This is a genomic window from Pseudomonas furukawaii, from assembly GCF_002355475.1.
In the GTDB taxonomy this organism is placed as follows: domain Bacteria; phylum Pseudomonadota; class Gammaproteobacteria; order Pseudomonadales; family Pseudomonadaceae; genus Metapseudomonas; species Metapseudomonas furukawaii.
The window spans coordinates 3,267,101-3,287,447 of the sequence record NZ_AP014862.1 but is presented as its reverse complement, the minus strand read 5'-3'; the positions used below and the strand labels follow the sequence as shown (position 1 = coordinate 3,287,447).

The following is a 20,347-nucleotide window of genomic DNA, read 5'->3' as shown; positions in this document are numbered from 1 at the left end:
AATCAGGCATGTGCTCATGCTCTTAGCCCTGGGATCTTGTCGGTGGGTGGGCTGACACGACCGCGAAGAAAACACTTGGCCGTGGGGCGATGGTTGTGAGTATATATAGGCATCAATCCATTAATGAACATGCAATAAATCCTGATGGACATGCATAAAAGTTCCAACCTCGACCAGCTGAAATGGGATGACCTGCGTTTCTTCCTGGAGGTGGCCCGCACCCGCACCGCCACCGGGGCCGCGCGTCGCCTGGGTGTCGACTACACCACCGTATCGCGTCGCGTGCGGGCCCTGGAGCAGGCCCTGGGCGCGCTGCTGTTCGAGAAATCGAGGGCCGCCGGCTTCGTCCTCACCGTGGAGGGACAGCGCCTCCTCGGCTATGCCGAAACCCTGGAAAGCACCTTGCAGGCCGCGTGCGAGCAGGTGTCGGGCACCCGGCTGGGATTGTCGGGTCATGTCCGCATCGGCTGCACGGAGGGCTTCGGCTCCTACTTCGTGACGGCCCAGATGACCCGCTTCCTGGAGCGCTACCCGCACATCTCCGCCGATATCCTGCCGGTGCCGCACTTCATCAGCCTGTCACGCCGCGAAGCGGACATCGCCATCACCCTGGAGCGGCCCGAGCGCGGTCCCTACGTCTGCTCCAGGCTCGCCGACTACCGGCTGCGCCTGTACGCCACCCCGGAATACCTGGCCGCCCATGAGCCCATCGCGTCCCGCGACGACCTCGCGGGGCATCCCTTCATCACCTATGTCGAGGACCTGGCCTTCAGCCCCAAGCTGCTGTACCTGAACGACCTGGTACCCGGCGCCATGAGCCAGTTGCGCAGCACCAGTGTCATCGCCCAGTACCAGGCCGCGCTGCAGGGGCGGGCCCTGGCGATCCTGCCCTGCTTCCTGGTGGCGGGGGACCCCAGGTTGCAGGCGGTGCTGCCCGATGAGGTGGAGGTGACGCGGCAGTTCTGGATCTATTACAGCGAGGACCTGCGGCGCCTGAAACGCATCACCCTGGTGGTGGAGCATCTGCACCAATGCGCCGAACTGAACCGCTCCTGGCTGATGGGCGAAGAGAGCCGGATGCGGCTCCTGCCCGTCGAGTAGCGGGACCGGCTCCGGCCCCTTCCTCAGGGCTGCTCGCCCACCAGGAAGGTCTTGCTGATATGACGGAACCGGGGGTGACTGGCGCCGCGCAGACACTCGAACACCACCATCTCGCGATTGACGACCTGCGCGCCGGCGTCGCGCATGCGCCGGAGGCCGGCCTCGCGGCTGGCCGGGGTGCGGCTGGCGACGGCGTCTTCCACCACGAACACCTCTTTGCCGAGCGCCAGCAGTTCCAGCACGGTCTGCAGGACACAGACATGGGTTTCCATGCCGCAGACGACGACCTGCTCATGGGCCAGCAGGGATTCCGGCAGGCACTCGGCGGCCACGCAGGAGAACTGCAGCTTCTCCACCACGATCGCCTGCGGGGCGGCGTCGGTGAGCGCCGTCGCCGTGGCGCCCAGGCCTTTGGGGTATTGCTCGGATATCACCGTCGGCAGCCCCAGTTCGGTGGCGACCTGCAGCAGCCAGCGGATACGCGCCAGGATGCCCTGGGGGTCGGCCATGGCGGGCACCAGCTTGTCCTGGACGTCGATGACCAACAGGGTGGCCTTGTGCAGATCGATCAGCATCGCGTGCTCCTCGTCGAATGGGGGACTCAGGTTCAGGCAGGGTAACCGGAGGGTCAGGCCAGCAGCCACTCCCGCAGCAGCGTCAGGCTGCGCTCGGGTGCTTCGAGGGGCGGCAGGTGGCCGCATTCCGGCAGCACCTCCAGCCTTGAGCCGGCGATGCGCTCATGCATCAGGCGGGCCTCGGCGACCGGGGTCAGTTGGTCGTCGGCGCCCACCACGATCAGTGTCGGCACACGAATGCCGGCCAGGGTGGGGAGCGAGTCGGGGCGATGGATGATCGCCCGTTGCTGGCGGATGAAGCCTTCCTTGCCCACCGCGATCGCCATCTGCTGCACGGTGCGGGACACCTCGCTGTCCAGCCAGCGGGCGTGGATCAGGCGCGGCATCAACTGCGGGCTGACCCCGATGAAACGGCCGCGCTGGGCCAGTTCCAGCAGGCCCCGGCGAGTGGCCGCGCGCTCCGCCGAATCGAGGCTGGCCATGGTGTCGAACAGCGCCAGGCGCTCGACCCGCTCCGGGGCCTGGCGCAGCACCTCGAAGGCGACGTAGCCGCCCATGGACAGGGCGGCCAGGGCGAAGCGCGGCGGGGCGTTCTCCAGCACCCGGTGTGCCATCGCGGTGATGCTGTCGTCCCGGGACAGGTCGGCGATCTGCACTACCCGTTCTCCGGCCAGGGCCTGCGCCTGGTACGCCCAGAGGCGCTGGTCGTTGAGCAGGCCCGGCAGCATCACCAGGGCAGGGGAGGTGGTTTCCATGGGGCATTCCGAAGGTCGTGCGGCGAGGGGGCGCGACTATACCGGAAGGCAAGCGACGGATGACAGCGCACGCCCCGCGCGCCAGGGCGCGACCGCCGGGCTACAGGCCTCCCGCCACGTTGATCACGGTGCCGGTCACGTAGGTCGCCTCGGGCGACATCAGCCAGGCCACGGCGTTGGCGATTTCCTCGGGCTGACCGGGGCGTCCCAGGGGAATGCGCGCGGCCACCCGCTGGGCGCGACCCGGCTCGCCGGCGCGGGCGTGGATGCCGGTGTCCACGGTGCCGGGGGATACGGCGCTGACCAGGATGCCGGCCGGCGCCAGCTCGCGCGCGAGGCCGATGCTCAGGGTCTCCAGCCCGGCCTTGGTGGCGGCGTAGGCGACGTACTCGTTCGGCGAGCCGGTGCGCGCCGCCACCGAGGAGATGTTGATGATCCGCGCGCGGCCGGCGTTGTCCCGACCGCTCCAGCGGCGGGCGGCCTCGCGGCAGAGGCGGATCGGGCCGGCGAGGTTCACCGCGAGCACCTGGTCCAGTTGCGCGTCGTCCAGCTGGGTGATGGGGCCGAGCCGGCCGGTGATCCCGGCGTTGTTCACCAGTCCGATCACCTCGCCCAGGGCTTCCGCGGCGTCGAATACCCGCTTTGCCGAGCCGGTATCGGCGACGTCGGCGCGCAGCGCCCGGACCACGGGGCCGCCGTTTGCCAGGGCGGTTTCCAGCTCGCGGGCCTCGGCGTCGGAGCTGGAATGAGTGAACAGCACGCCGAAGCCGTCATGCTGCAGGCGTTCGACGATGCAGCGGCCGATGCCACGGCTGCCGCCGGTCACTATGACGATGGGGGAAGGGGTCATGCCGGGCTCCTGGGACCTGCTTTGGGTGGCGTCAGGATAGAGCGTGTGGCGGCGGGCGCGTCAATTCTCCTCGCGCCCGGCGCCCTCGCGGTTCCCTGGATAGCGTCGTGCCAGGGGGAAGGGCGGCAGCCAGGCTTCGCGGCGAACCGTCCAGAGCTCGTAAGTGGGCTGGAACTGGTCGGGCGCGTCCAGGGCACCCAGGTTCACCTCGATCTCATCGCCGCTCCGGGAGAACACCGAGGAGCCGCAGCGGGGGCAGAAATGCCGCCCTGCGTAGGACTGGGTACGACCCTCGATCGCCACCGCGCTTTCGGGAAAGATCGCCGAGGCGTGGAACAGCGCGCCATGGTGCTTGCGGCAGTCGAGGCAATGGCACAGCCCCACCCGGTAAGGCCTCCCCGAGGCGATGAACCGCACATCGCCGCAGAGGCAGCCGCCAGTGACTCGTTTCATGCCGCACCTCCGTCGAACCTCGTTGTCCGCAGGACGATAGCAGCCGGAAGGGTGGCGGCCACCGGTCGCGGGAGGATGGCCGGGCTCGCGGGGGCGCGGATGGGTCGCGCTTATGGGCTGTAATTCCCCGTACTCCTGAAAATTGACGCTCTCCGGCCGGGCTTCTAGGGTCAGCGGACTATCCCGCTCCGCCTCAAGGAATCCTCGATGAAAAGCACAGCCGAGTTCGATCTCGTCGTTTTTGGTGCCTCCGGCTACACCGGCAGGCTGGTGGCCGAATACCTCGCCCAGGCCTATGCCGGGGACAAGGACCTGCGCTGGGCCATGGCCGGTCGCGACCTGGCGAAGCTGGCGGCGGTGCGTGACGAGATCGGTGCGCCGGCGGACATTCCGCTGCTGGTGGCCGATACCGGCGATGCCGCCAGCCTGCGCGCCCTGGTCGCGCGTACCCGCGTGGTTGTGACCACCGTGGGCCCCTACCAGCTGTACGGCGAACCCCTGGTGGCCGCCTGCGCCGAGGCGGGCGTGGATTACGTCGACCTCTGCGGCGAGCCGGCCTGGATGCGCAAGATGATCGACGCCTACGGCCAGGCCGCCCAGGCCAGCGGTGCGCGCATCGTGTTCTCCTGCGGTTTCGACTCCATTCCCTTCGACCTGGGCGTGTTCTTCCTGCAGCAGGCCGCCAAGGCGCGCTTCGGCGTGCCGCTCACGCGCATCAAGGGGCGCGTGCGCCAGCTCAAGGGCACCTTCTCCGGCGGCACGGCGGCCAGCCTCAAGGCCACCCTGGCAGCCGCCAAGGCCGACCCGTCGGTACTGCAGTTGCTGGTGAACCCCTTCGCCCTGACTCCCGGCTTCACCGGCCCTGCGCAACCTCCGGCGGATCGTCCGGCCTACGACGAGTCCCTGGGTAGCTGGGCGGCGCCCTTCATCATGGCGGCGATCAACACGCGCAACGTCCACCGCTCCAACCAGCTGCTGGGCCATGCCTATGGCGAGGACTTCGTCTATGACGAAATGCTGCTGACCGGCCCGGGCGAGCAGGGCAAGGCCATGGCCGAGGCCGTGGCGTCGGATCGCTCCCTGGCCAGCGACAGTGCGCCGAAACCGGGTGAGGGACCCAGCCGCGAAGAGCGGGAAAATGGTTGCTACGACCTGTTGTTCATCGGTGAAACCGCGGATGGCCGCACCCTGAAAGCGGGCGTTCTCGGCAAGCGCGACCCGGGCTACGGCTCCACCTCGCGGATGATCAGCGAGAGCGCCCTCTGCCTGCTGCGCGATGCCACCGATACTCCCGGCGGCATCTGGACCACGGCACCGGCCATGGGGGAGGCGTTGATCCGTCGCCTGAGCGAGCACGCCGGGCTGACCTTCCGCATCGAGGACTGACGCCGGACGCTTCGCGCCAGGCTTTCGAGCGAGACGCCAGGTGCGGGGAGTCGGACGGTCAGTCGTCCCACCCCTCGCACTTGGACTCCTCCTTGTACTCGTCCCGCTTGGCTTCGATCTTGACGCGGCAAGGCCCGTCCCGGAACTCCCGCTTCCACTCGCCGCCTTTCCAGCTGCGGCCCCGGCCATCCGGGCATTTGATTTCCTTCTTGTACTGGTTGCCGTCGGCGACTTCCTTCACCCGACAGGGGCCGTCCCAGTATTCGTCCTCCCATTTCTCGTCCTGATGCCTGCGGTGGTCCGCCAGGGCCACGCCCGTTTCGCCGGCCGTTACCGCGATGACCAGCAGGGCCGGAAGCCATTTCACCTTCATACCGTCGTCTCCAATACCGCTTCCCTCAGGGCGCTTTCGCGTGGCAGCCCGGGCGCCGATGACTGCACGACAGCTGAGACCTTGAAAAAGGCTTCTCTGCTCACTGTCGGAGTATCCGGCGCAGCTGTCTGATCGTGGCGGTGCTGGAAGGCTTGGTCAATATATTGGCACCCGCGTACAGGTTATTTAATTTGAGCCTATAAATTGTCGCAATTGGTCAGTTTTTTGGCTGTCTGGCACATTGCCAGTTGTTTGCAGGTTGAAACGGTGAAGCGGGATGTAGCCAACAACAATGGCGAATTCGCCCGACAAGAGGCGAATTTCAGGCGGTCTCACTGGCGCTGGGGAGTGGACGCTCATACAACCAAGGCTAGGGCGGAAGGAAGGTGCTTGCGTTGAAAGTGGGGTGATGGAACTACCAAATGCGTATCAACCGGTGGCGCGGCAAGGGCTCCGCGCGCGCGCAAGAGACTGATAACGACCCGACACGACGAACTTTCCTCAAACTCTCAGCGGCGGCCATGGCCGCACCCTGGTTACCCGGAGCCGCACCCGCCGATGCGGCCGAGTGGGTCACCGGGCCGCAACCGATCTTTCCGCCAAGCCCGCCGACGCGTCCCTGGATGGAGGAGTTGCCAGCGGCGATCGTTCCGGTGGCCCATGTCGAGGTGCTGACGCCGGCGCCCACCCTAGAGCCCAATGTCGACGCGGGCGAGGCGGGGCGCGATGCCCACCAGCGCTACGAGGAACTGACGGGCGTGCTGGGTGATCCCGAGTTCTACGAGCTCTTCGTACGGGAAAACGCGAAATGGATCACCCATCCTGATCTTCCCGAGCAGCGCGTCTGGTCGTATCGCGGCGGCAATGCCGATGCCACGGTGCCCGCGACCATCTTCGCCCACTATGGCCAACCCGTGATCTGCCGTATCCACAACGAGCTACCCCATAAGCACGTCGGTTTCGGCACCCCGGAAATCTCCACCCACCTGCACAACGCCCATACGCCCTCCGAGAGCGACGGGTTCCCCGGGGATTACTACAGCGGCTACGAGGCCGGCCCCACTGTCGACAAGTCGGGCTCGAAGCAGGGCTGCGGCACCTTCAAGGATCACTTCTACCCGAACATCTACGCCGGTTACGACGAGTTGCAGAACGGCATAGGCGATTACCGGGAAGCCTTGGGGACGCTCTTCTACCACGACCACACGCTGGACTTCACCGCGCCCAACGTCTATCGCGGCCTGATCGGCTTCTACCTTCTGTTCGACGAACTCGACTCGGGGGACGAGAGGGACCCGAGTCCCACCGCGCTGCGGTTGCCCAGCCATCCCTACGACTACCCGCTGGCCTTCGGCGACCGGCGCTTCTCACCCATGCCGGACGGCCAACTGTTCTACGACCAGTTCCATGCGGAAGGGGTGCTGGGCGACAAGGTGGTGATCAACGGCAAGATCGAGCCGGTACTCCGGGTTGCCGCGCGCAAGTACCGCCTGCGGTTGCTGAACAGCGGGCCCAGCCGCTTCTATGATTTCTACCTGGTGAACGCCCGCAACGCCGTGCAGCGCTTCACCTACATCGCCAACGACGGCAACCTGCTGCCCGAGGCCCTGTTCAACCAGACCCACGTGCGCCTCGGCGTCGCCGAGCGCGCCGATATCGTGGTCGATTTCTCCCGGTACCCCATTGGCACCGAGCTCTACCTGACCAACAGGCTGCGCCAGGAGAGCACCCGCAAACCCAAGGATTCGAGGGCGCCGGGTACCCGGGTGATGAAGATCATCGTGGATCGCCATCCCCCCGAGCAGGACCTGAGCCAGGTGCCGAGGTTCCTGCGCCCCCTGCCGGACCTGCCGAGTCCCGAGGAGCTGGAGAAGCTGCCGGTAAGGCGCTGGGAGTTCGATCGGCGCAATGGCCTGTGGCAGGTCAACCGACGCCTGGTGGATGTCCACCGCCCCATGGCCAGGGTCCGCCAGGGCAGCGCCGAAATCTGGGAGTTCGCCAGCACCGGGGGTGGCTGGTCCCATCCACTCCCATTTCGAAGAAGGCATCATGCTGCGCAAGCTGGTGGATGGCCGCGAGGTCCCGATCCCACTGCACGAGCGTGGCCGCAAGGATGTATTCGTGCTGGACGAAACCATGACCATGGTCGTGTTCTTCCGATTCCGCGATTTCAAGGGCAAGTACGTCATGCACTGCCACAACGTGATCCATGAAGACCACGCCATGATGGTCCGCTGGGACCTCGAAGAGCGCGATGAGGACGACGAGGAGGAGAAATCATGAGCAGCAGAAGGAGCTGGTTGCGTGACGCCGGCATCCTGGGCGTCGCCGGTCTGGGCTGGGCGCTCGGGCTGGGAGGGCAAGCGTCGCGGGCTGCTGGCCAGTCCCGCAGCAGTTCCAGAGGGTTGCCCAATGTCGTCCTGACCACCCAGCACGGCCGTCCTGTGCGGTTCTACGACGACCTGATCCGGGGGAAGGTGGTGGCGATCAACATGATGTACACCTCCTGCACCGGCATCTGCCCGACGGGCACGGCGAACCTGCGGGAGGTCCAGCGGCTGCTGGGGGATCGGGTCGGCCGGCAGGTGCATCTGTACTCCATCACCCTGGCGCCGGAACTGGATACGCCCGAGGCCCTGCGGGAGTACGCGGAGCGGCATCGGGTCGGCCCCGGCTGGCTGTTCCTGACCGGCAGGCCGGAGGATGTCGAGGCTGTCCGCATCAGCCTGGGCTTCTACGATCCGGAGCCGGACGTCGACCGGGACAAGAATTCCCATTCCGGCATGCTGCGCATCGGCAACGACCGCCTGGATCGCTGGTCCATGGCGCCGGTGATGGGCAACCCCGAGCAGATACTCGGCACCCTCGACCATGTGGACCCGGACTATTCCTATTCACCCCAGGTCCAGCGGCGACGCGGAACCGATTCGGCGGTGTAGGCGGAAAGCCCGAGGCGGCTCGAACGCGGCCCGACCGCAAGAGCGCCCGGTGCGGCAGGGCCGCCCCCGGGCGTCGTTGCGCTTGGATCAGAAGTCGACCTGGTAGCCGAGCGTGAAGGTGCGTCCCCGGCCGGCGAAGAACTGGTCGTCGCGGGTGCTGGCCGCCTGGGCGTAGTAGGTCATGTAGTCCCGGTTGAGCAGGTTTTCGACGCCCAGGCTGACCTCGCCCACCGGCAGGCGATAACCGACCGAGGCGTCCACCAGGCTGTAGCCGTCGAAGTTCAGTCCGGGGGTGTCGAAGCTGCGGCTGGCGTAGTGGTTGGCCTGGATCCGGCTGTTCAGCTTATCCGTCCAGTTGGCCTGCCAGCTCAGGCCGTAGCGATCCGGCGCGATGTTGGCGCCGTCGAGGTCCGTGTCCACCTTGCCGTCGCCGTTGGTGTCGGATTCGCCCTTGAGCCTGGTGTAGACCGCCTGCAGGCGGTGCATGTCGTTGACCTGCCAGCCGAGGGTCGCTTCGAGGCCGCTGATCTCCGTGCGCTCGCGACGGACCTGGTAGACGCCACCGACGTTTTCGAGACGCGAACCGAGGTCGGCGTCGGACTCGAAGTAGCTGATCTCGGCATCCACGTCCTGCCAGTTCAGGCGCACACCGACTTCTCGGTTGTCCGTGACGATGGGCTGCAGGTCGAGGAAGTCATCCACGCTCTGGTTGGGCTGGCTGATGCCGCGCAGTACGCGGCCGACGTCGGGCATGCCAAAGCCTTCCGAATAGTTGGCGAAGACCTGGGCCCAGTCGGTGGCCTGGTAGACCAGCCCGATGTTGTGCAGGGTTTCCTCGAAGTCCGGCTTGCCACCCTCGACGGTGACGCCACCGGCCGATGCGATGGTGCGGAAGGTGTCCACGTCGAGCTTGGCGAATTCGTGGCGCAACCCACCGTGCAGGGTGAGGCGCTCGGTCGCGCGCACTTCGGCCTGGATGAAGGGGGCCAGGTTCTGGAACACGGTTTCCGGGACCCATTCGCGGTCGGTGGCGATGAGCATCTGGCTGGTGGTGTCCTGCAGGAAGTCGACGCCACCGGTGAGCTTGAGGTAGCCGTCCAGCAGGTTGTCGCGGCTGAGGCTGAGCTTGCCGCCGTACTTGTCCGACTCGTTCTGCGACTGGTCGAACAGCGTGCCGACCGGAGCGATGGCCGGGTCCTGGAAGGCGCCCAGGATGCCGCCGCCGTAGCGGGCGCGGAAGCGTTGGGTGTAGAGCTGGGCGGTGAGCACGTTGCCCGCTAGGTCGGAGTTGTTGTAGGTGAGGCTGCTGGCCAGCACTTCGTTCTGCGGTGCCTTGCCCAGCGGATCGCCCTTGCGCGAAGTGGTGGGGATGCCCGCATCGCGGTCGCCGGGGACGTTGACGTACTCGTGATCGCCTTCGAGCTCGAAGCGGTTGACCATCAGTTCGAGGTTCTGCGCCTCGTCGAACCAGTAGCCCAGCTTCAGCAGGAGGTCGGTGCTGGTGGAGTCCATGATGTCGCCCTGGGTGTCGTCGACACCGATCAGTTCGCCATCGCCGTCGTAGAACATGCCGCGTGTCTGGCCGCTGACGGCGGCCAGGTAATCCCAGTCGCCCTGGCTGCCCTCGATGCGGTAGTCGAGCTTGTAGCCCATGCCTTCGCCGTTGAAGTCGTCCGCGGCTTCCAGGCTGGCGCCGGCGTGCTGCTTCAGCGTGCCGCCCTTGGGCCGGCGGGTCACATAGTTGATGATGCCGCCGGTGGCGCCCAGGCCATGCTCGGCGCTGGCGCCGTGGATCACCTCGATGCGCTCAACCATCGACAGGTCGATGGTGTAGCCGTCACGACCACCCGCGCGCAGCGGCGTGGATTGCGGCACACCGTCGATCATCACCAGCGCGGTACGCCCCCGCAGCGTTTCCCCGGCGTTGCTGAGCTTCTGCCGGCTGGGGGAATAGGTCGGAATCAGGTTGCTCAGTACCTGCCCGTGGTCCGAGGTGATCGCCAGCTGCTGCTCGATCTGCTCGCGGGTGATCACGGTGACCTTCTGCGGCGTCTTGCCGAGTTCGGTCTTGGCGCGGGTTGCGCTGACGGTCTGGACCTCGAGCTCCATGACCTCTTCAGCCAGTACCGATGGAACCGGAGCCGCAGCCAGGCAGGCCAGGGAGATGGACAGGCACAGGGGGGATTTGTGGAACACGCAGTTACTCCAGGTCTTGGATTTGTAGTGTTTGAGAGCTTCCAGGGAGGGTTGCCGGCGGATAGCCGTGCAGGGACCTTCCACGTCCTTGGCGTTGCGTCTGGCGCGGGCGGCCGATTGGGGCGGCTGCCAGGGCCATGGGCGGAGTCGCATCCTGATGCTCGAAGCCTCATCGCCCGGTTCCGGCGCACACGAAGGTCCGTCCTGGTGGGGGAGATGCTGAATCGAAGGTGGTTCTTCGGAAGAGCTCGACCTTGAGCGGGCGCATGGATATCGGCGATTCGCCAGGGTGCCGGGTCGATCCCATGTCCCCGCAGAGGCTGGTCGGTAGATGTTGCGCAAGAGAATCGTTAGCCGTAAGAGATGCGAATTATTAGCGAATGATAAATAGACTGTAAAGACGGCCGCAGGGAGCGCCCAGATCCGTCAAGACGCTGTGTGGCAACACCTGCCCCCAGACACTCGCGGGGTCGACCGGTGGGTCTTTTCCGGTAGGTCGCCAAGGAGTAGTGTAACGATTACTACGGATTTGGTTGAGTACGCTACTTGAAAGACTGGATCAGCCTGGTTATCGGCCTTCCCACTGCCAACGCCACCGCGCGCATGCGCGCCTGGCGTGCGCTCAAGGCAAGCGGCGCAGCGGTGTTGCGTGACGGCGTCTATCTGCTGCCGGACATCCCGGAATGCCGGGACGCCCTGGCTGCCATCGAGCGCGACATCCTCTCGATCAACGGCACCGCCTATCTGCTGCCCATCCAGGACCCCCGGGGCGAGCGTTTCATGCCCCTGTTCGACCGCAGTGAGGACTATGCGGGCCTGAGCGCCGAGATCGAGGCTTGCCTCGGCCAATTGACGGCGGACAACGCACTGGCCTCGACGCGGCAGATCCGCAAGCTGCGCAAGGCCTTCGCCCAACTGGCGGATATCGACTACTTCCCCGGGCCGTCCCGCCAGCAGGTCGATGCCGCATTGCAGGCTCTGGAATCCGCCGTCAGCCGGGCCCTGTCGACGGACGAGCCCGGCAGCCACGACCAGCCGATCGCCGTGCTCAGGCGGGAGGACTACCAGGGGCGCATCTGGGCCACCCGCAAGCGTCCCTGGGTCGATCGCCTGGCCAGTGCCTGGCTGATCCGGCGTTTCATCGACCAGGACGCGCGGTTCCTGTGGCTGGACACCCCCAATGACTGTCCGCCGGACGCGCTCGGTTTCGACTTCGATGGCGCCACCTTCAGCCATGTCGGCAGCCGCGTGACCTTCGAGACCCTGCAAGCGAGCTTCGAGCTGAGTTCACCGCCCCTCGGGAGAGTCGCCGCCCTGGTGCATTACCTGGATGTGGGCGGCGTGCAGCCCGTGGAAGCCGCTGGGGTCGAGCGGGTGCTGGCCGGCCTGCGGGAAAGCGTCCCCGATGATGACCTGCTTCTGAACGCCGCCAGCGCCGTCTTCGATGGTCTGCTGGCCGCCTTTGACGGTGAAGAGAACGACCATGAATGAAACCACCCTGCGCGCCGCTGAGCAGTCGCCGCCCGGCGTCGCTCCCGTGAGCCTGTTCCAGGCCTTCCTGTTCTGGCTGAAGCTCGGGTTCATCAGCTTTGGCGGGCCCGCCGGCCAGATCTCGATCATGCACCAGGAACTGGTGGAGCGACGGCGCTGGATCAGCGAGCGACGCTTTCTCCACGCGCTGAACTACTGCATGTTGCTCCCGGGCCCGGAGGCCCAGCAGCTGGCCACCTACATCGGCTGGCTGATGCATCGGACCTGGGGCGGCGTCATCGCCGGCGTGCTCTTCGTGCTGCCGTCCCTGTTCATCCTGATCGCCCTGTCCTGGGTCTACATCGCGTTCGGCGAGGTGCCGGTGGTGGCCGGCCTGTTCTACGGCATCAAGCCCGCCGTGACCGCCATCGTGGCCCAGGCCGCCCACCGAATCGGCTCGCGGGCGCTGAAGAACAACTGGCTGTGGGGCATCGCAGCGGCGTCCTTCGTCGCCATCTTCGCCCTCGACATGCCGTTTCCGCTGATCGTGCTGAGTGCGGCGCTGATCGGGTACATCGGCGGGCGCATCGCCCCGGGCGTCTTCGCCGTCGGCGGCGGCCACGGCGCGGCCAAGGCCGACTACGGCCCGGCGCTGATCGATGACCAGACCCCAACGCCCGAGCACGCCCGCTTCCGCTGGTCGCGCCTGCTGATGCTGGTGGTGATCGGCGCCTCGCTCTGGCTCTTGCCCATGGGCCTGCTCACTGCTGCGTTCGGCTGGCAGGGCACGCTGACGCAGATGGGCTGGTTCTTCACCAAGGCCGCGCTGCTCACCTTCGGTGGCGCCTATGCGGTGCTGCCCTATGTCTACCAGGGAGCGGTCAGCCACTACGGCTGGTTGACGCCGACCCAGATGATCGACGGCCTCGCCCTGGGTGAGACCACGCCGGGGCCGCTGATCATGGTGGTGGCCTTCGTCGGCTTCGTGGGGGGCTACGTGCATCCGATGTTCGGTGCCGACCAGGCGTTTCTCGCCGGAGCCCTCGCCGCCACCCTGGTCACCTGGTTCACCTTCCTGCCGTCCTTCCTTTTCATCCTCGCCGGTGGACCCCTGGTGGAGTCGACCCATAACGAACTCAGGTTCACCGCTCCCTTGACCGGCATCACCGCCGCCGTCGTGGGTGTGATCCTCAACCTGGCGCTCTTCTTCGGCTACCACGTCCTCTGGCCGCAGGGCTTCGAGGGGCGCTTCGACTGGCCCTCGGCCTTGATCGCCCTGGGCGCCGCCGTGGCGCTGTTCCGTTTCAAACGGGGGGTCATCCAGGTGCTGCTGGCCAGCGCGCTGACCGGGCTGGTGGTGCATCTGATACAGACCTGATCGACAGCCCCAGGGGCTGGGAGGTGGACGATGAGCCGAATCACCTGTTGCGAACTGGCGGAATGGCGGGCGTCAGCCCGTCAGTTCAGCTTGCTGGACGTGCGCCGCGCCGCCGTGCGTGCGGCGGACCGGGCCGAGATTCCCGGTGCGCGCTGGCTGGATCCGGAAGCGGTGTTCAGCTGGAAGGACTCGGTGCCGCGCGACAGGCCGGCGGTGCTCTATTGCGCCCAGGGCCACGAGATCAGCCAGGGCATCGCGGCCACGCTGGAGGCCATGGGGCTCGATGCCCGCTACCTGATCGACGGCTTTGCCGGCTGGCGCGAAGCGGGCCAGCTCATCCAGGGCCTCCAGCCGGCGGAAGCTGTCGATTGATTGCAGGCGCGATGGCCTGCGTCGGCCCACCGCTAGAGGACCATGCGAATCACCTGAATCAGCGCCAGGTGGGCCGGGTAGAAGAAGTAGCCCCAGCGGCGGACGGGCCAGATGCGCAGCCTGATCCGCTGGCGAAGCAGCCAGAGCCCTCCGATAGGCGTGGCGAACGCCGTGATGAAGATGGCCAGGGTTTCCAGGGTGAGTCCCGAGTCGAGCAGCCAGCGATTGCCGCTGTTGGCGAGCATGGCCAGCGCCGCAGGGAGCAGCCACCAGCGGCAGGGGCGATCGATCGCCACCAGCAGCGCGGCCGGAAGCACTACCCCGACGGCGCCATACATCAGGCGTGAATGAAGCATGAGAGTGATGAGGAGCGTCACCGTCGCCAGCAGCAGGCTCGCGCGGTCGCGATGATGGACGGCCCAGGCCCCCAGCAGCCCGAGCAACAGGGTCGGCATCACGTTGAGGTTGTCGCTCAACGGCGAAAGCAGGCGATAGGGAATCTCGGACAGCACCGAAAAGGCCATCATCCAGCCGAGATAGCGCAGGTTGCCGTCGTTGAACAAATCACCCGGGCGGGTGCGCGCGACGTTGGCGGCGATGCCCAGGCAGAACAGCGGGAAGGCGGCCCGACCTACGACGAACAGCCAGTCGGCATCCGGCCAGAGATAACGCAAGTGGTCCAGCAGCATGGTCAGCATGGCCATCCACTTGATGAGGTCCAGGCCGCTGTCGCGGGCTTCCGGTGCGCGCCTGGCTGTCATGCTTCGACCTCTCGATGATTTCGCCATGGCCCAGGTGCCCGTGGCCGTGCTCGTGGTTACTCGCATTCCGCGTCAGCGCGTGGACTGCGCGATGTAGTCGATGAACAGGCGGAACAGGTCGGCGTTGCTGGAGATCTGCAGGCGCTGGTAGATGTTGTGCTTGTGCACCTTCACGGTGCCTTCGGAGATGCCCAGCAGGTGGGCGATGGAAGCGTTGCTGTGGCCCTGGAGCAGCAGCTTGGCGATGTAGCGCTGGGCGTCGGTGAGCTGGCCCTGGAGGATGTCGACGAAGGCGCTTTCCAGTTGGCTGTCGGGCATGCCGGTGGGCTCGCCGGGCTCCTCCGGGCGCAGGCGCCAATGGGCCTGGAAGGCGGCGCTGACGACGGGGGCGAGGGTTTGCAGGCGGCGCATGTCCGCCTCCGGGAAGGGCCCGTGGTTCTCCGCGCGCATCAGTGAGAAGACCACGGCGATCCGCGTCTGCAGCGGGACGATGTAGCCCACTTCTTCCACCTGGGTGCCATGGGTGGAGGAGATGCAGGGATGCAGGTCCGGTGAGAGGGCGAACCCGGAGGAGAGGAAGCTGTCCGGCGCCAGGTCGCTCATGCGCCAGAGTCCTGCCGGGTGCTCGTTCATGCAGGCGACGTAGAAGGGATCGAGCAGGTAGCCACCGCGCAGGTAGGCATTCAGGGTCCTGGCCGGAACGCGGCCGTTGTAGCCGTCGTGCAGCAGGACGGCGGGGCGGTCGAAGCGGAAGAGGTAGCCGCAGCTCATGTCGAAGCGCACGTCGCCGGCCAGCAGTGCGCAGAGGCTCTGTCCCAGGTGGCTGGTACCTACCGCGCCGATGACGTCGGCGATCCTGCTCGCATCCTGTGGGTTCATCTGTGTGGGTCGCGTCTCGGGTTCCGGAAAGAGGCGGCGCCGGCCGGGGAGGCTGGCGCCGCGCGGTTCAGGACAGACCGGCGGACACGCGCAGGGCGTCGCGCGGGGGCTCGTCGCGACCCAGCTGCAACGCCTTGGGCACCGCCAGCCAGTACGCGATGGCCATGCCGATCAGGCCACCGCCGAGTTTTCCAATGATCAGCGGCAGGATCAAGCTCGGCTGGAAGTTGGCGGAAAAGGCCATGTGGTCGCCGAAGGTGAAGGCGGCGCAGACGGCGAAGGCGATCACCAGCACCTTGTCCTTGGGCGGCATGTCGGCCACCAGGCGGAACATGGCCAGGATGTTCGCCGAGGCCGCCAGCAGGCCGGCGGCACCCACCGGCGACATGCCGAGGCGCACCGCCACGTGCTGGAGGGGGCGTGCGAGGTAGCGCTTGATCAGGTAGACCATGGGAAAGGCGCCGCAGAGCATGATGCCGATGTAGCCGGCGATTTCCAGGGCGCGGAACTGGTCGGCCTCGTCGGCGATGATCGGGGCGAAGCCCCAGCCGCCGAACACCTGGGTGAAGACGCCGGTGAAGTACTCGACGATGGACGCCACCAGGATCAGGGTGACGGCGGCGTACATCGCCCGACCCAGGAGCAGGAACGCCCGCACCATCAACCCCGAGGCGTAGCGCAGGGCGGCGGCCAGGGCGATGCAGAAGAGGATCAGCGGCAGCAGGTTGCGCAGCAGCATCGGCAGGGTGAAGTGCAGCGCCTGGGTGGCCTCGCCGGTGGTGGCCACCTCGGGGCGTACGCCGAGGCCGAGTCCCTGCATCAGCAGCGCGACGATCATGATGCTGACGGGGATGCTGAGCAGGCCGGCCATGATGCCGAGGGCCATGTACTTGTGGTCGGCCTTGTCGAGCATGGCCAGCCCTACCGGGATGACGAAGATCAGCGTGGCGCCGGACTGGAAGCCGGTGATCAGCCCCAGCACCCAGCCTTCGGGTTCGTGGGCCAGGGCATGGGCGAGCTGATAGCCGCCCATGTCGGAGGCGATGAAGATGGGCCCGGCGATGCCCGGATCCGCCCCCAGGGCCGCGAACAGCGGGGCTACCCACTGGCTGATGAAGCTGGCGATGAAGGGGATGGCGGCCATGGTGCCGGCCACCGGGATGAAGATGGGCCCGATGCTGTGCAGGCCGGCGGTGAACTCCTTGCCCAGCTCGGATTCCGAGTCGAGCAGGGAGGCCACGGCGCCGATGACCGCGCAGGCCATGATGAGGTAGAGGATGTAGGTTCCGATGTGTTCCATAGCGGCCTCGATTCTTGTCGGTTCTTGTCTGGGGCGATGGCTGAGCGGACCGGGTGTCGGGGTTCGGGCCCCGGCGGGCCCGGAGCCTCAGGCGGCGGTGTAGGCGTTGTCGACGAACAGGTGGGCGCCGTTGACGAAGCTGGCATCGTCGCTGGCCAGGAACAGCGCGGCGGCGGCCACTTCGCTCGGGTCGCAGAGGCGTCCCTGCATCGCCTTGAGTGCCTCGTCGGACACTTCGGCGCCGAACTCCCGCAGCAGGTCCAGCTCGCGGCGGCCATGGGCGGTGCCGATAAAGCCCGGGCAGATGGCGTTGCTGCGGATGTTGCGGTCGCGGAACTCCACCGCGATGGCCCGCGCGAACATGTGGCAGGCCCCCTTGGTGGTGCAGTAGAGGACTTCCATGGGGGTGCCCACCACGCCGGAAATGGACGAGGTGCAGATGACGCTGCCGCCGCCGGCCTCGATCATCTTCGGCAACACGGCCCGGGTCACCAGGAACATGCTCTTGACGTTGATGTTCATCAGCCGCTCCCAGTCCGCTTCGGTGGTGTCGAGGAAGGGCGCGGCGTGAATGGTGCCGGCGTGGTTCATCAGCACGGTGATGGGGCCGAAGCGGGCCTCGGCCTCGGCCACGGCGCGGTTCACCTGCTCCGCGACCGACACGTCGGCCGGCAGGAAGCAGGCCTCGCCGCCAGCGGCGTTGATCCGCGCGGCCACGGCCTCGCCGTCACTGTGGGGCAGGTCGAGAATGGCGACCCGTGCGCCTTCCCGGGCGAAGAGTTCGGAGGCGGCGAGGCCGCAGCCACCCGCGCCCCCGGTGATCAGCGCGACCTTGTCGTTCAGTCGTCCCATGGTGCTCTCCCTTGTTTTCGGTGGTTTGGACGTTTTTCACGCTAGGGAGGGCCCGATGCACTGTCCATATGCCGCTGGATATAGACCGTCGCGGGCTGGCATGCGGACGTCGGGCCCTATACCCATCGGCATATGGTGGATCGTCGGGGCGTCCTTCATCCTGCGGCTCACGGCGGTACCGAAGGCGCCAGATGGCGTGCACGAGGCGGGGTGGGGAGCCCTGGTCGGTACCGGCGATCGCGTCGTGCGGCGCGTTGGCCAGCTACTCAACCGTGGGAGAAAACAACAATGAACACGTCCTCGAACAACATGCACATCAACGAGTTCGGCATCGAACATGCCCATTGGCGCAACTGGGTGGGGAACCAGTCCTGCGTCCGCGCCGCCCGTGCCGCACCGACCAGCGAAGATGAACTCTGCACCCTGATCCGCGACGCGACCCGCAAGGGGCTGAATGTCCGGGTCGCCGGCTCCGGGCATTCCTTCACACCGGTGGCGCTGACCAGCGGCCTGCACCTGACGCTGGCCAACATGACCGGCGTGCGCCACATCGACCACGAGAAGCGCCGCGTCACGGCGGCGGCGGGCACCACCATCAACCAGCTGGTGGGCGTGCTCAAGGCCGAGGGGCTGTCGATGATCAACCAGGGCGACATCGACAGCCAGGCGCTGGCCGGCGCGCTCACCACCGGCACCCACGGCACCGGGATCACGCTGGGCAACATGGCCTCGTCCATCGTCGGCATGAAGCTGGTCCAGCCCGACGGAGAGATCATCGTCGTGGACGAGAGCACGCCGGACCTGCTGCTGGCCTCCCGGGTATCCCTGGGCGTACTCGGGGCGATCTCCGAGATCACCCTCCAGGTGACGGACAGCTTCAACCTCCACGAGCGCATCTGGCGCGAGGACTTCGAAAGCGTGATGGAGAAGCACGACGAACTGGCTCGCAAGCACCGCCACTTCAGCTTCTTCTGGTGCCCCTACGAGCAGAGCCGTCATTGCTACTGCCTGCCGGACACCGCCGCCACTTCGACCACCGGCCGCACCACCGATGTCTGCGAAGTGAAGGTGATGGACATCACCGACCGCCCGCCCTTCGAAAGCGCGTTCGAGAAGGTGGCGTACAGCTCGGATGTCTACCCCATCGAGTACGTCCCGAACTTCCATGAGCTCGAGTACGCGGTGCCGCTGATCCACAGCAAGGACGCGCTGCGGGCCGTGCGCAAGCTGATGCTGGAAGACTTCCCGGAGGCCATCTATCCCATCGAGTACCGCTTCACCGCCGGCGACGGGGCCTGGATGAGCCCCTTCTACGAGCAGGACAGCGTGACCATTTCCGTTTCCGGCGAACCGGGTACCGACTACTGGGACTACCTCCGCGCCGTGGACGCCATCCTGCGTGCCTACGGTGGCCGGCCGCACTGGGGCAAGATGCACTTCCTCACCGGCGAGGACGTCGCCGCCCTTTACCCCCGCGCCGGGGACTTCCGCGCCCTGCGGCGTCAGCTCGATCCCCAGGGCTTCTACCTCAACGACCACCTGAGCCTGTTGTTCCGCTAGCGGTCGAGACGTTCGGGCGGTAGCGGTCGACGTCCCCGCAGGAGCGGGCTCGCCCGCGAACCCGTCCGCGCGATCAACATCAGGTCAGGGTTCCAGGCGAAAAAATCTCATTGGGCCGACGCTTCAGCCGATCCGCTTGGCCATTTCCGCCGTCGCTTGCCAGCCCAGCCCCGCATACACGGGCCTGCCGGCGTCGGTGGCGTGGAGTACGGCAAAACCGACGCCACGGCGAGCGAACTCGGCGTCCGCCAGCTCCATCAGGGCCGAAGCGAGCCCGCGACGCCTGTGCCCAGGTTCGACGTACACGTTCAGCACATAGCCGCGCCGGTCCTGCTCGGGGTGGTTGGGGTGGGGCGGCCAGTCGAGTGTCATCAGGCCGATTCCCGCGATGGGAATGCCGGCATCCAGCAGGACGAATCCGTAGTAACGGCCATCGGCAAGACGCTCCCGCAGCCAGGGACGGAAGTGCGCGCCCATCACGCTGAGGTCCGCCGCGATGCCGCCGGCTTCGAGGAACATCGCCTCGCGGTGCCGGCAGATCAGGTCGAGGTCATCCGGTGAAACGGGGCGTGCGGGGAAGCCTGCGCAGTCGGGCATATCGGTCATCGCCAGGGCTTGGGGGAAGTGCTCGATGCTAGGGCGGAGGCGGTGGGGCAGGTAGGTGCAGACGGGCGCGAAATTTCCCATACAGCGAGCCGGACAGGCTGGCTCAGTGCCTCGATCCCAGGTCCTCATCCTCCTGGGTGCCTGAAACCAGTCGCGTCAGTTCATCGCAGCGCAACAGGCGGCCCTGTTTCAGCTCGAACTGGGCGATCACCTTGACCACCACCCGACGACCGTCCCGGGTGAGGGCGTGGACCTGATGATTGCTGAACACCACGTTCCCCTCGGCGACCAGGCAGAGGAACTCCACCTCAACGCGGGCGATGGCCTCCTTCTGCCTGTGCATATGGGCGATGAAGCCCTGGTAGTCGAGGAGGACGCCATCCACCCGCTGCTGATAGTCGGGGTCGAGGTAGTCCGCCACCTTTTCCGGATCGAGGGTTTCGGCCTGCACCAGGTCGTGGAAGAGGTCGAAGATGCGTTGCTTGCTGTCTGCGGGGCTGAGTGTCATGGAAGGTGCCGTCCGTTGAGTGGGTGGAGCCAG

19 protein-coding genes and 1 pseudogene are annotated in these 20,347 nt (G+C 66.7%); 8 read left to right on the top strand and 12 right to left on the bottom strand.

Features of this window, described 5'->3' with window-relative positions:
- The first annotated feature begins 144 nt into the window (after positions 1-144).
- The gene (locus tag KF707C_RS15330; RefSeq protein WP_003450648.1) at positions 145-1,101 is read left to right on the top strand and encodes a LysR family transcriptional regulator; all 957 of its coding nucleotides are present in this window, start codon (positions 145-147) and stop codon (positions 1,099-1,101) included.
- A gap of 23 nt (positions 1,102-1,124) precedes the next feature.
- On the opposite strand, the gene KF707C_RS15325 is transcribed toward KF707C_RS15330, so the two are convergent.
- The 4 genes from KF707C_RS15325 to KF707C_RS15310 all read right to left on the bottom strand — a co-directional run bounded on the left by KF707C_RS15325 (position 1,125) and on the right by KF707C_RS15310 (position 3,734).
- Positions 1,125-1,676: a hydrolase gene (locus tag KF707C_RS15325; RefSeq protein WP_003450645.1), complete on the bottom strand. Its 552-nt coding sequence runs from the start codon at positions 1,674-1,676 to the stop codon at positions 1,125-1,127.
- A 53-nt stretch (positions 1,677-1,729) separates the two neighbouring features.
- The gene (locus KF707C_RS15320; protein ID WP_003450643.1) at positions 1,730-2,431 is read right to left on the bottom strand and encodes an alpha/beta fold hydrolase; all 702 of its coding nucleotides are present in this window, start codon (positions 2,429-2,431) and stop codon (positions 1,730-1,732) included.
- A gap of 100 nt (positions 2,432-2,531) precedes the next feature.
- Positions 2,532-3,281 (bottom strand): SDR family NAD(P)-dependent oxidoreductase, encoded by a 750-nt coding sequence (locus tag KF707C_RS15315; protein WP_003450641.1) that lies wholly within the window; start codon positions 3,279-3,281, stop codon positions 2,532-2,534.
- Between the two features lie 60 nt (positions 3,282-3,341).
- Entirely contained in the window at positions 3,342-3,734 is a 393-nt protein-coding gene (locus KF707C_RS15310; protein ID WP_036992355.1) for a GFA family protein, read from the bottom strand.
- Between the two features lie 207 nt (positions 3,735-3,941).
- Between KF707C_RS15310 and KF707C_RS15305 the strand changes: the two genes are divergently transcribed.
- Positions 3,942-5,120 (top strand): saccharopine dehydrogenase family protein, encoded by a 1,179-nt coding sequence (locus KF707C_RS15305; RefSeq protein WP_003450637.1) that lies wholly within the window; start codon positions 3,942-3,944, stop codon positions 5,118-5,120.
- A gap of 58 nt (positions 5,121-5,178) precedes the next feature.
- On the opposite strand, the gene KF707C_RS15300 is transcribed toward KF707C_RS15305, so the two are convergent.
- On the bottom strand, positions 5,179-5,493 hold the full coding sequence (locus tag KF707C_RS15300; RefSeq protein WP_003450636.1) for a hypothetical protein: 315 nt from the start codon (positions 5,491-5,493) through the stop codon (positions 5,179-5,181).
- Positions 5,494-7,401: 1,908 nt separating this feature from the next.
- Here KF707C_RS15300 and KF707C_RS30035 point away from each other — a divergent pair.
- Positions 7,402-7,674 (top strand): annotated as a pseudogene (locus KF707C_RS30035) (hypothetical protein); the annotation flags it as partial.
- Positions 7,675-7,772: 98 nt separating this feature from the next.
- Positions 7,773-8,432 (top strand): SCO family protein, encoded by a 660-nt coding sequence (locus tag KF707C_RS15290; RefSeq protein WP_003450629.1) that lies wholly within the window; start codon positions 7,773-7,775, stop codon positions 8,430-8,432.
- Between the two features lie 87 nt (positions 8,433-8,519).
- Here the strand turns inward: KF707C_RS15290 and KF707C_RS15285 are convergent, their stop codons facing one another.
- On the bottom strand, positions 8,520-10,628 hold the full coding sequence (locus KF707C_RS15285; protein ID WP_003450623.1) for a TonB-dependent receptor: 2,109 nt from the start codon (positions 10,626-10,628) through the stop codon (positions 8,520-8,522).
- A gap of 546 nt (positions 10,629-11,174) precedes the next feature.
- On the opposite strand from KF707C_RS15285, the gene KF707C_RS15280 reads away from it, so the two are divergent.
- From KF707C_RS15280 to KF707C_RS15270, 3 genes are read left to right on the top strand one after another with little or no spacing between them, the layout of a single operon-like run.
- Positions 11,175-12,119, top strand: coding sequence for a chromate resistance protein ChrB domain-containing protein (locus KF707C_RS15280; RefSeq protein WP_003450620.1), 945 nt, complete (start codon positions 11,175-11,177; stop codon positions 12,117-12,119).
- A complete protein-coding gene (gene chrA / locus KF707C_RS15275; protein WP_003450618.1) occupies positions 12,112-13,476 on the top strand; it encodes a chromate efflux transporter in 1,365 nt (454 codons plus the stop codon). Before KF707C_RS15280 ends, chrA begins: the two co-directional genes overlap by 8 nt.
- Before the next feature lie 30 nt (positions 13,477-13,506).
- Positions 13,507-13,848 (top strand): rhodanese-like domain-containing protein, encoded by a 342-nt coding sequence (locus KF707C_RS15270; protein ID WP_003450617.1) that lies wholly within the window; start codon positions 13,507-13,509, stop codon positions 13,846-13,848.
- 32 nt (positions 13,849-13,880) lie between these two features.
- On the opposite strand, the gene KF707C_RS15265 is transcribed toward KF707C_RS15270, so the two are convergent.
- The 4 genes from KF707C_RS15265 to KF707C_RS15250 all read right to left on the bottom strand — a co-directional run bounded on the left by KF707C_RS15265 (position 13,881) and on the right by KF707C_RS15250 (position 17,640).
- A complete protein-coding gene (locus tag KF707C_RS15265) occupies positions 13,881-14,609 on the bottom strand; it encodes a TraX family protein (RefSeq protein ID WP_003450615.1) in 729 nt (242 codons plus the stop codon).
- A 72-nt stretch (positions 14,610-14,681) separates the two neighbouring features.
- Positions 14,682-15,488, bottom strand: a complete 807-nt coding sequence (locus KF707C_RS15260; protein WP_003450613.1) for a helix-turn-helix transcriptional regulator — start codon at positions 15,486-15,488, stop codon at positions 14,682-14,684.
- A gap of 67 nt (positions 15,489-15,555) precedes the next feature.
- The gene (gene eutH, locus KF707C_RS15255) at positions 15,556-16,788 is read right to left on the bottom strand and encodes an ethanolamine utilization protein EutH (protein WP_003450610.1); all 1,233 of its coding nucleotides are present in this window, start codon (positions 16,786-16,788) and stop codon (positions 15,556-15,558) included.
- Between the two features lie 87 nt (positions 16,789-16,875).
- Positions 16,876-17,640 carry an SDR family NAD(P)-dependent oxidoreductase gene (locus KF707C_RS15250; RefSeq protein WP_003450608.1) on the bottom strand — a complete coding sequence of 255 codons (765 nt, stop codon included), beginning with the start codon at positions 17,638-17,640 and terminating at the stop codon, positions 16,876-16,878.
- A 288-nt stretch (positions 17,641-17,928) separates the two neighbouring features.
- Between KF707C_RS15250 and KF707C_RS15245 the strand changes: the two genes are divergently transcribed.
- Positions 17,929-19,200: a D-arabinono-1,4-lactone oxidase gene (locus tag KF707C_RS15245; protein ID WP_003450606.1), complete on the top strand. Its 1,272-nt coding sequence runs from the start codon at positions 17,929-17,931 to the stop codon at positions 19,198-19,200.
- A gap of 123 nt (positions 19,201-19,323) precedes the next feature.
- On the opposite strand, the gene KF707C_RS15240 is transcribed toward KF707C_RS15245, so the two are convergent.
- Entirely contained in the window at positions 19,324-19,806 is a 483-nt protein-coding gene (locus KF707C_RS15240) for a GNAT family N-acetyltransferase (protein ID WP_036992368.1), read from the bottom strand.
- Between the two features lie 103 nt (positions 19,807-19,909).
- Positions 19,910-20,314 carry a nuclear transport factor 2 family protein gene (locus tag KF707C_RS15235; protein WP_003450604.1) on the bottom strand — a complete coding sequence of 135 codons (405 nt, stop codon included), beginning with the start codon at positions 20,312-20,314 and terminating at the stop codon, positions 19,910-19,912.
- Positions 20,315-20,347 lie beyond the last annotated feature (33 nt).

Excerpts from the sequence above, each read along its gene's own strand:
- KF707C_RS15330 (WP_003450648.1), top strand. The coding sequence starts at position 145 with ATGGACATGCATAAAAGTTCCAACCTCGACCAGCTGAAATGGGATGAC.
- KF707C_RS15325 (WP_003450645.1), bottom strand. The coding sequence starts at position 1,676 with ATGCTGATCGATCTGCACAAGGCCACCCTGTTGGTCATCGACGTCCAG.
- KF707C_RS15320 (WP_003450643.1), bottom strand. The coding sequence starts at position 2,431 with ATGGAAACCACCTCCCCTGCCCTGGTGATGCTGCCGGGCCTGCTCAAC.
- KF707C_RS15315 (WP_003450641.1), bottom strand. The coding sequence starts at position 3,281 with ATGACCCCTTCCCCCATCGTCATAGTGACCGGCGGCAGCCGTGGCATC.
- KF707C_RS15310 (WP_036992355.1), bottom strand. The coding sequence starts at position 3,734 with ATGAAACGAGTCACTGGCGGCTGCCTCTGCGGCGATGTGCGGTTCATC.
- KF707C_RS15305 (WP_003450637.1), top strand. The coding sequence starts at position 3,942 with ATGAAAAGCACAGCCGAGTTCGATCTCGTCGTTTTTGGTGCCTCCGGC.
- KF707C_RS15300 (WP_003450636.1), bottom strand. The coding sequence starts at position 5,493 with ATGAAGGTGAAATGGCTTCCGGCCCTGCTGGTCATCGCGGTAACGGCC.
- KF707C_RS15290 (WP_003450629.1), top strand. The coding sequence starts at position 7,773 with ATGAGCAGCAGAAGGAGCTGGTTGCGTGACGCCGGCATCCTGGGCGTC.
- chrA (WP_003450618.1), top strand. The coding sequence starts at position 12,112 with ATGAATGAAACCACCCTGCGCGCCGCTGAGCAGTCGCCGCCCGGCGTC.
- KF707C_RS15270 (WP_003450617.1), top strand. The coding sequence starts at position 13,507 with ATGAGCCGAATCACCTGTTGCGAACTGGCGGAATGGCGGGCGTCAGCC.
- KF707C_RS15265 (WP_003450615.1), bottom strand. The coding sequence starts at position 14,609 with ATGACAGCCAGGCGCGCACCGGAAGCCCGCGACAGCGGCCTGGACCTC.
- KF707C_RS15260 (WP_003450613.1), bottom strand. The coding sequence starts at position 15,488 with ATGAACCCACAGGATGCGAGCAGGATCGCCGACGTCATCGGCGCGGTA.
- eutH (WP_003450610.1), bottom strand. The coding sequence starts at position 16,788 with ATGGAACACATCGGAACCTACATCCTCTACCTCATCATGGCCTGCGCG.
- KF707C_RS15250 (WP_003450608.1), bottom strand. The coding sequence starts at position 17,640 with ATGGGACGACTGAACGACAAGGTCGCGCTGATCACCGGGGGCGCGGGT.
- KF707C_RS15245 (WP_003450606.1), top strand. The coding sequence starts at position 17,929 with ATGAACACGTCCTCGAACAACATGCACATCAACGAGTTCGGCATCGAA.
- KF707C_RS15240 (WP_036992368.1), bottom strand. The coding sequence starts at position 19,806 with ATGACCGATATGCCCGACTGCGCAGGCTTCCCCGCACGCCCCGTTTCA.
- KF707C_RS15235 (WP_003450604.1), bottom strand. The coding sequence starts at position 20,314 with ATGACACTCAGCCCCGCAGACAGCAAGCAACGCATCTTCGACCTCTTC.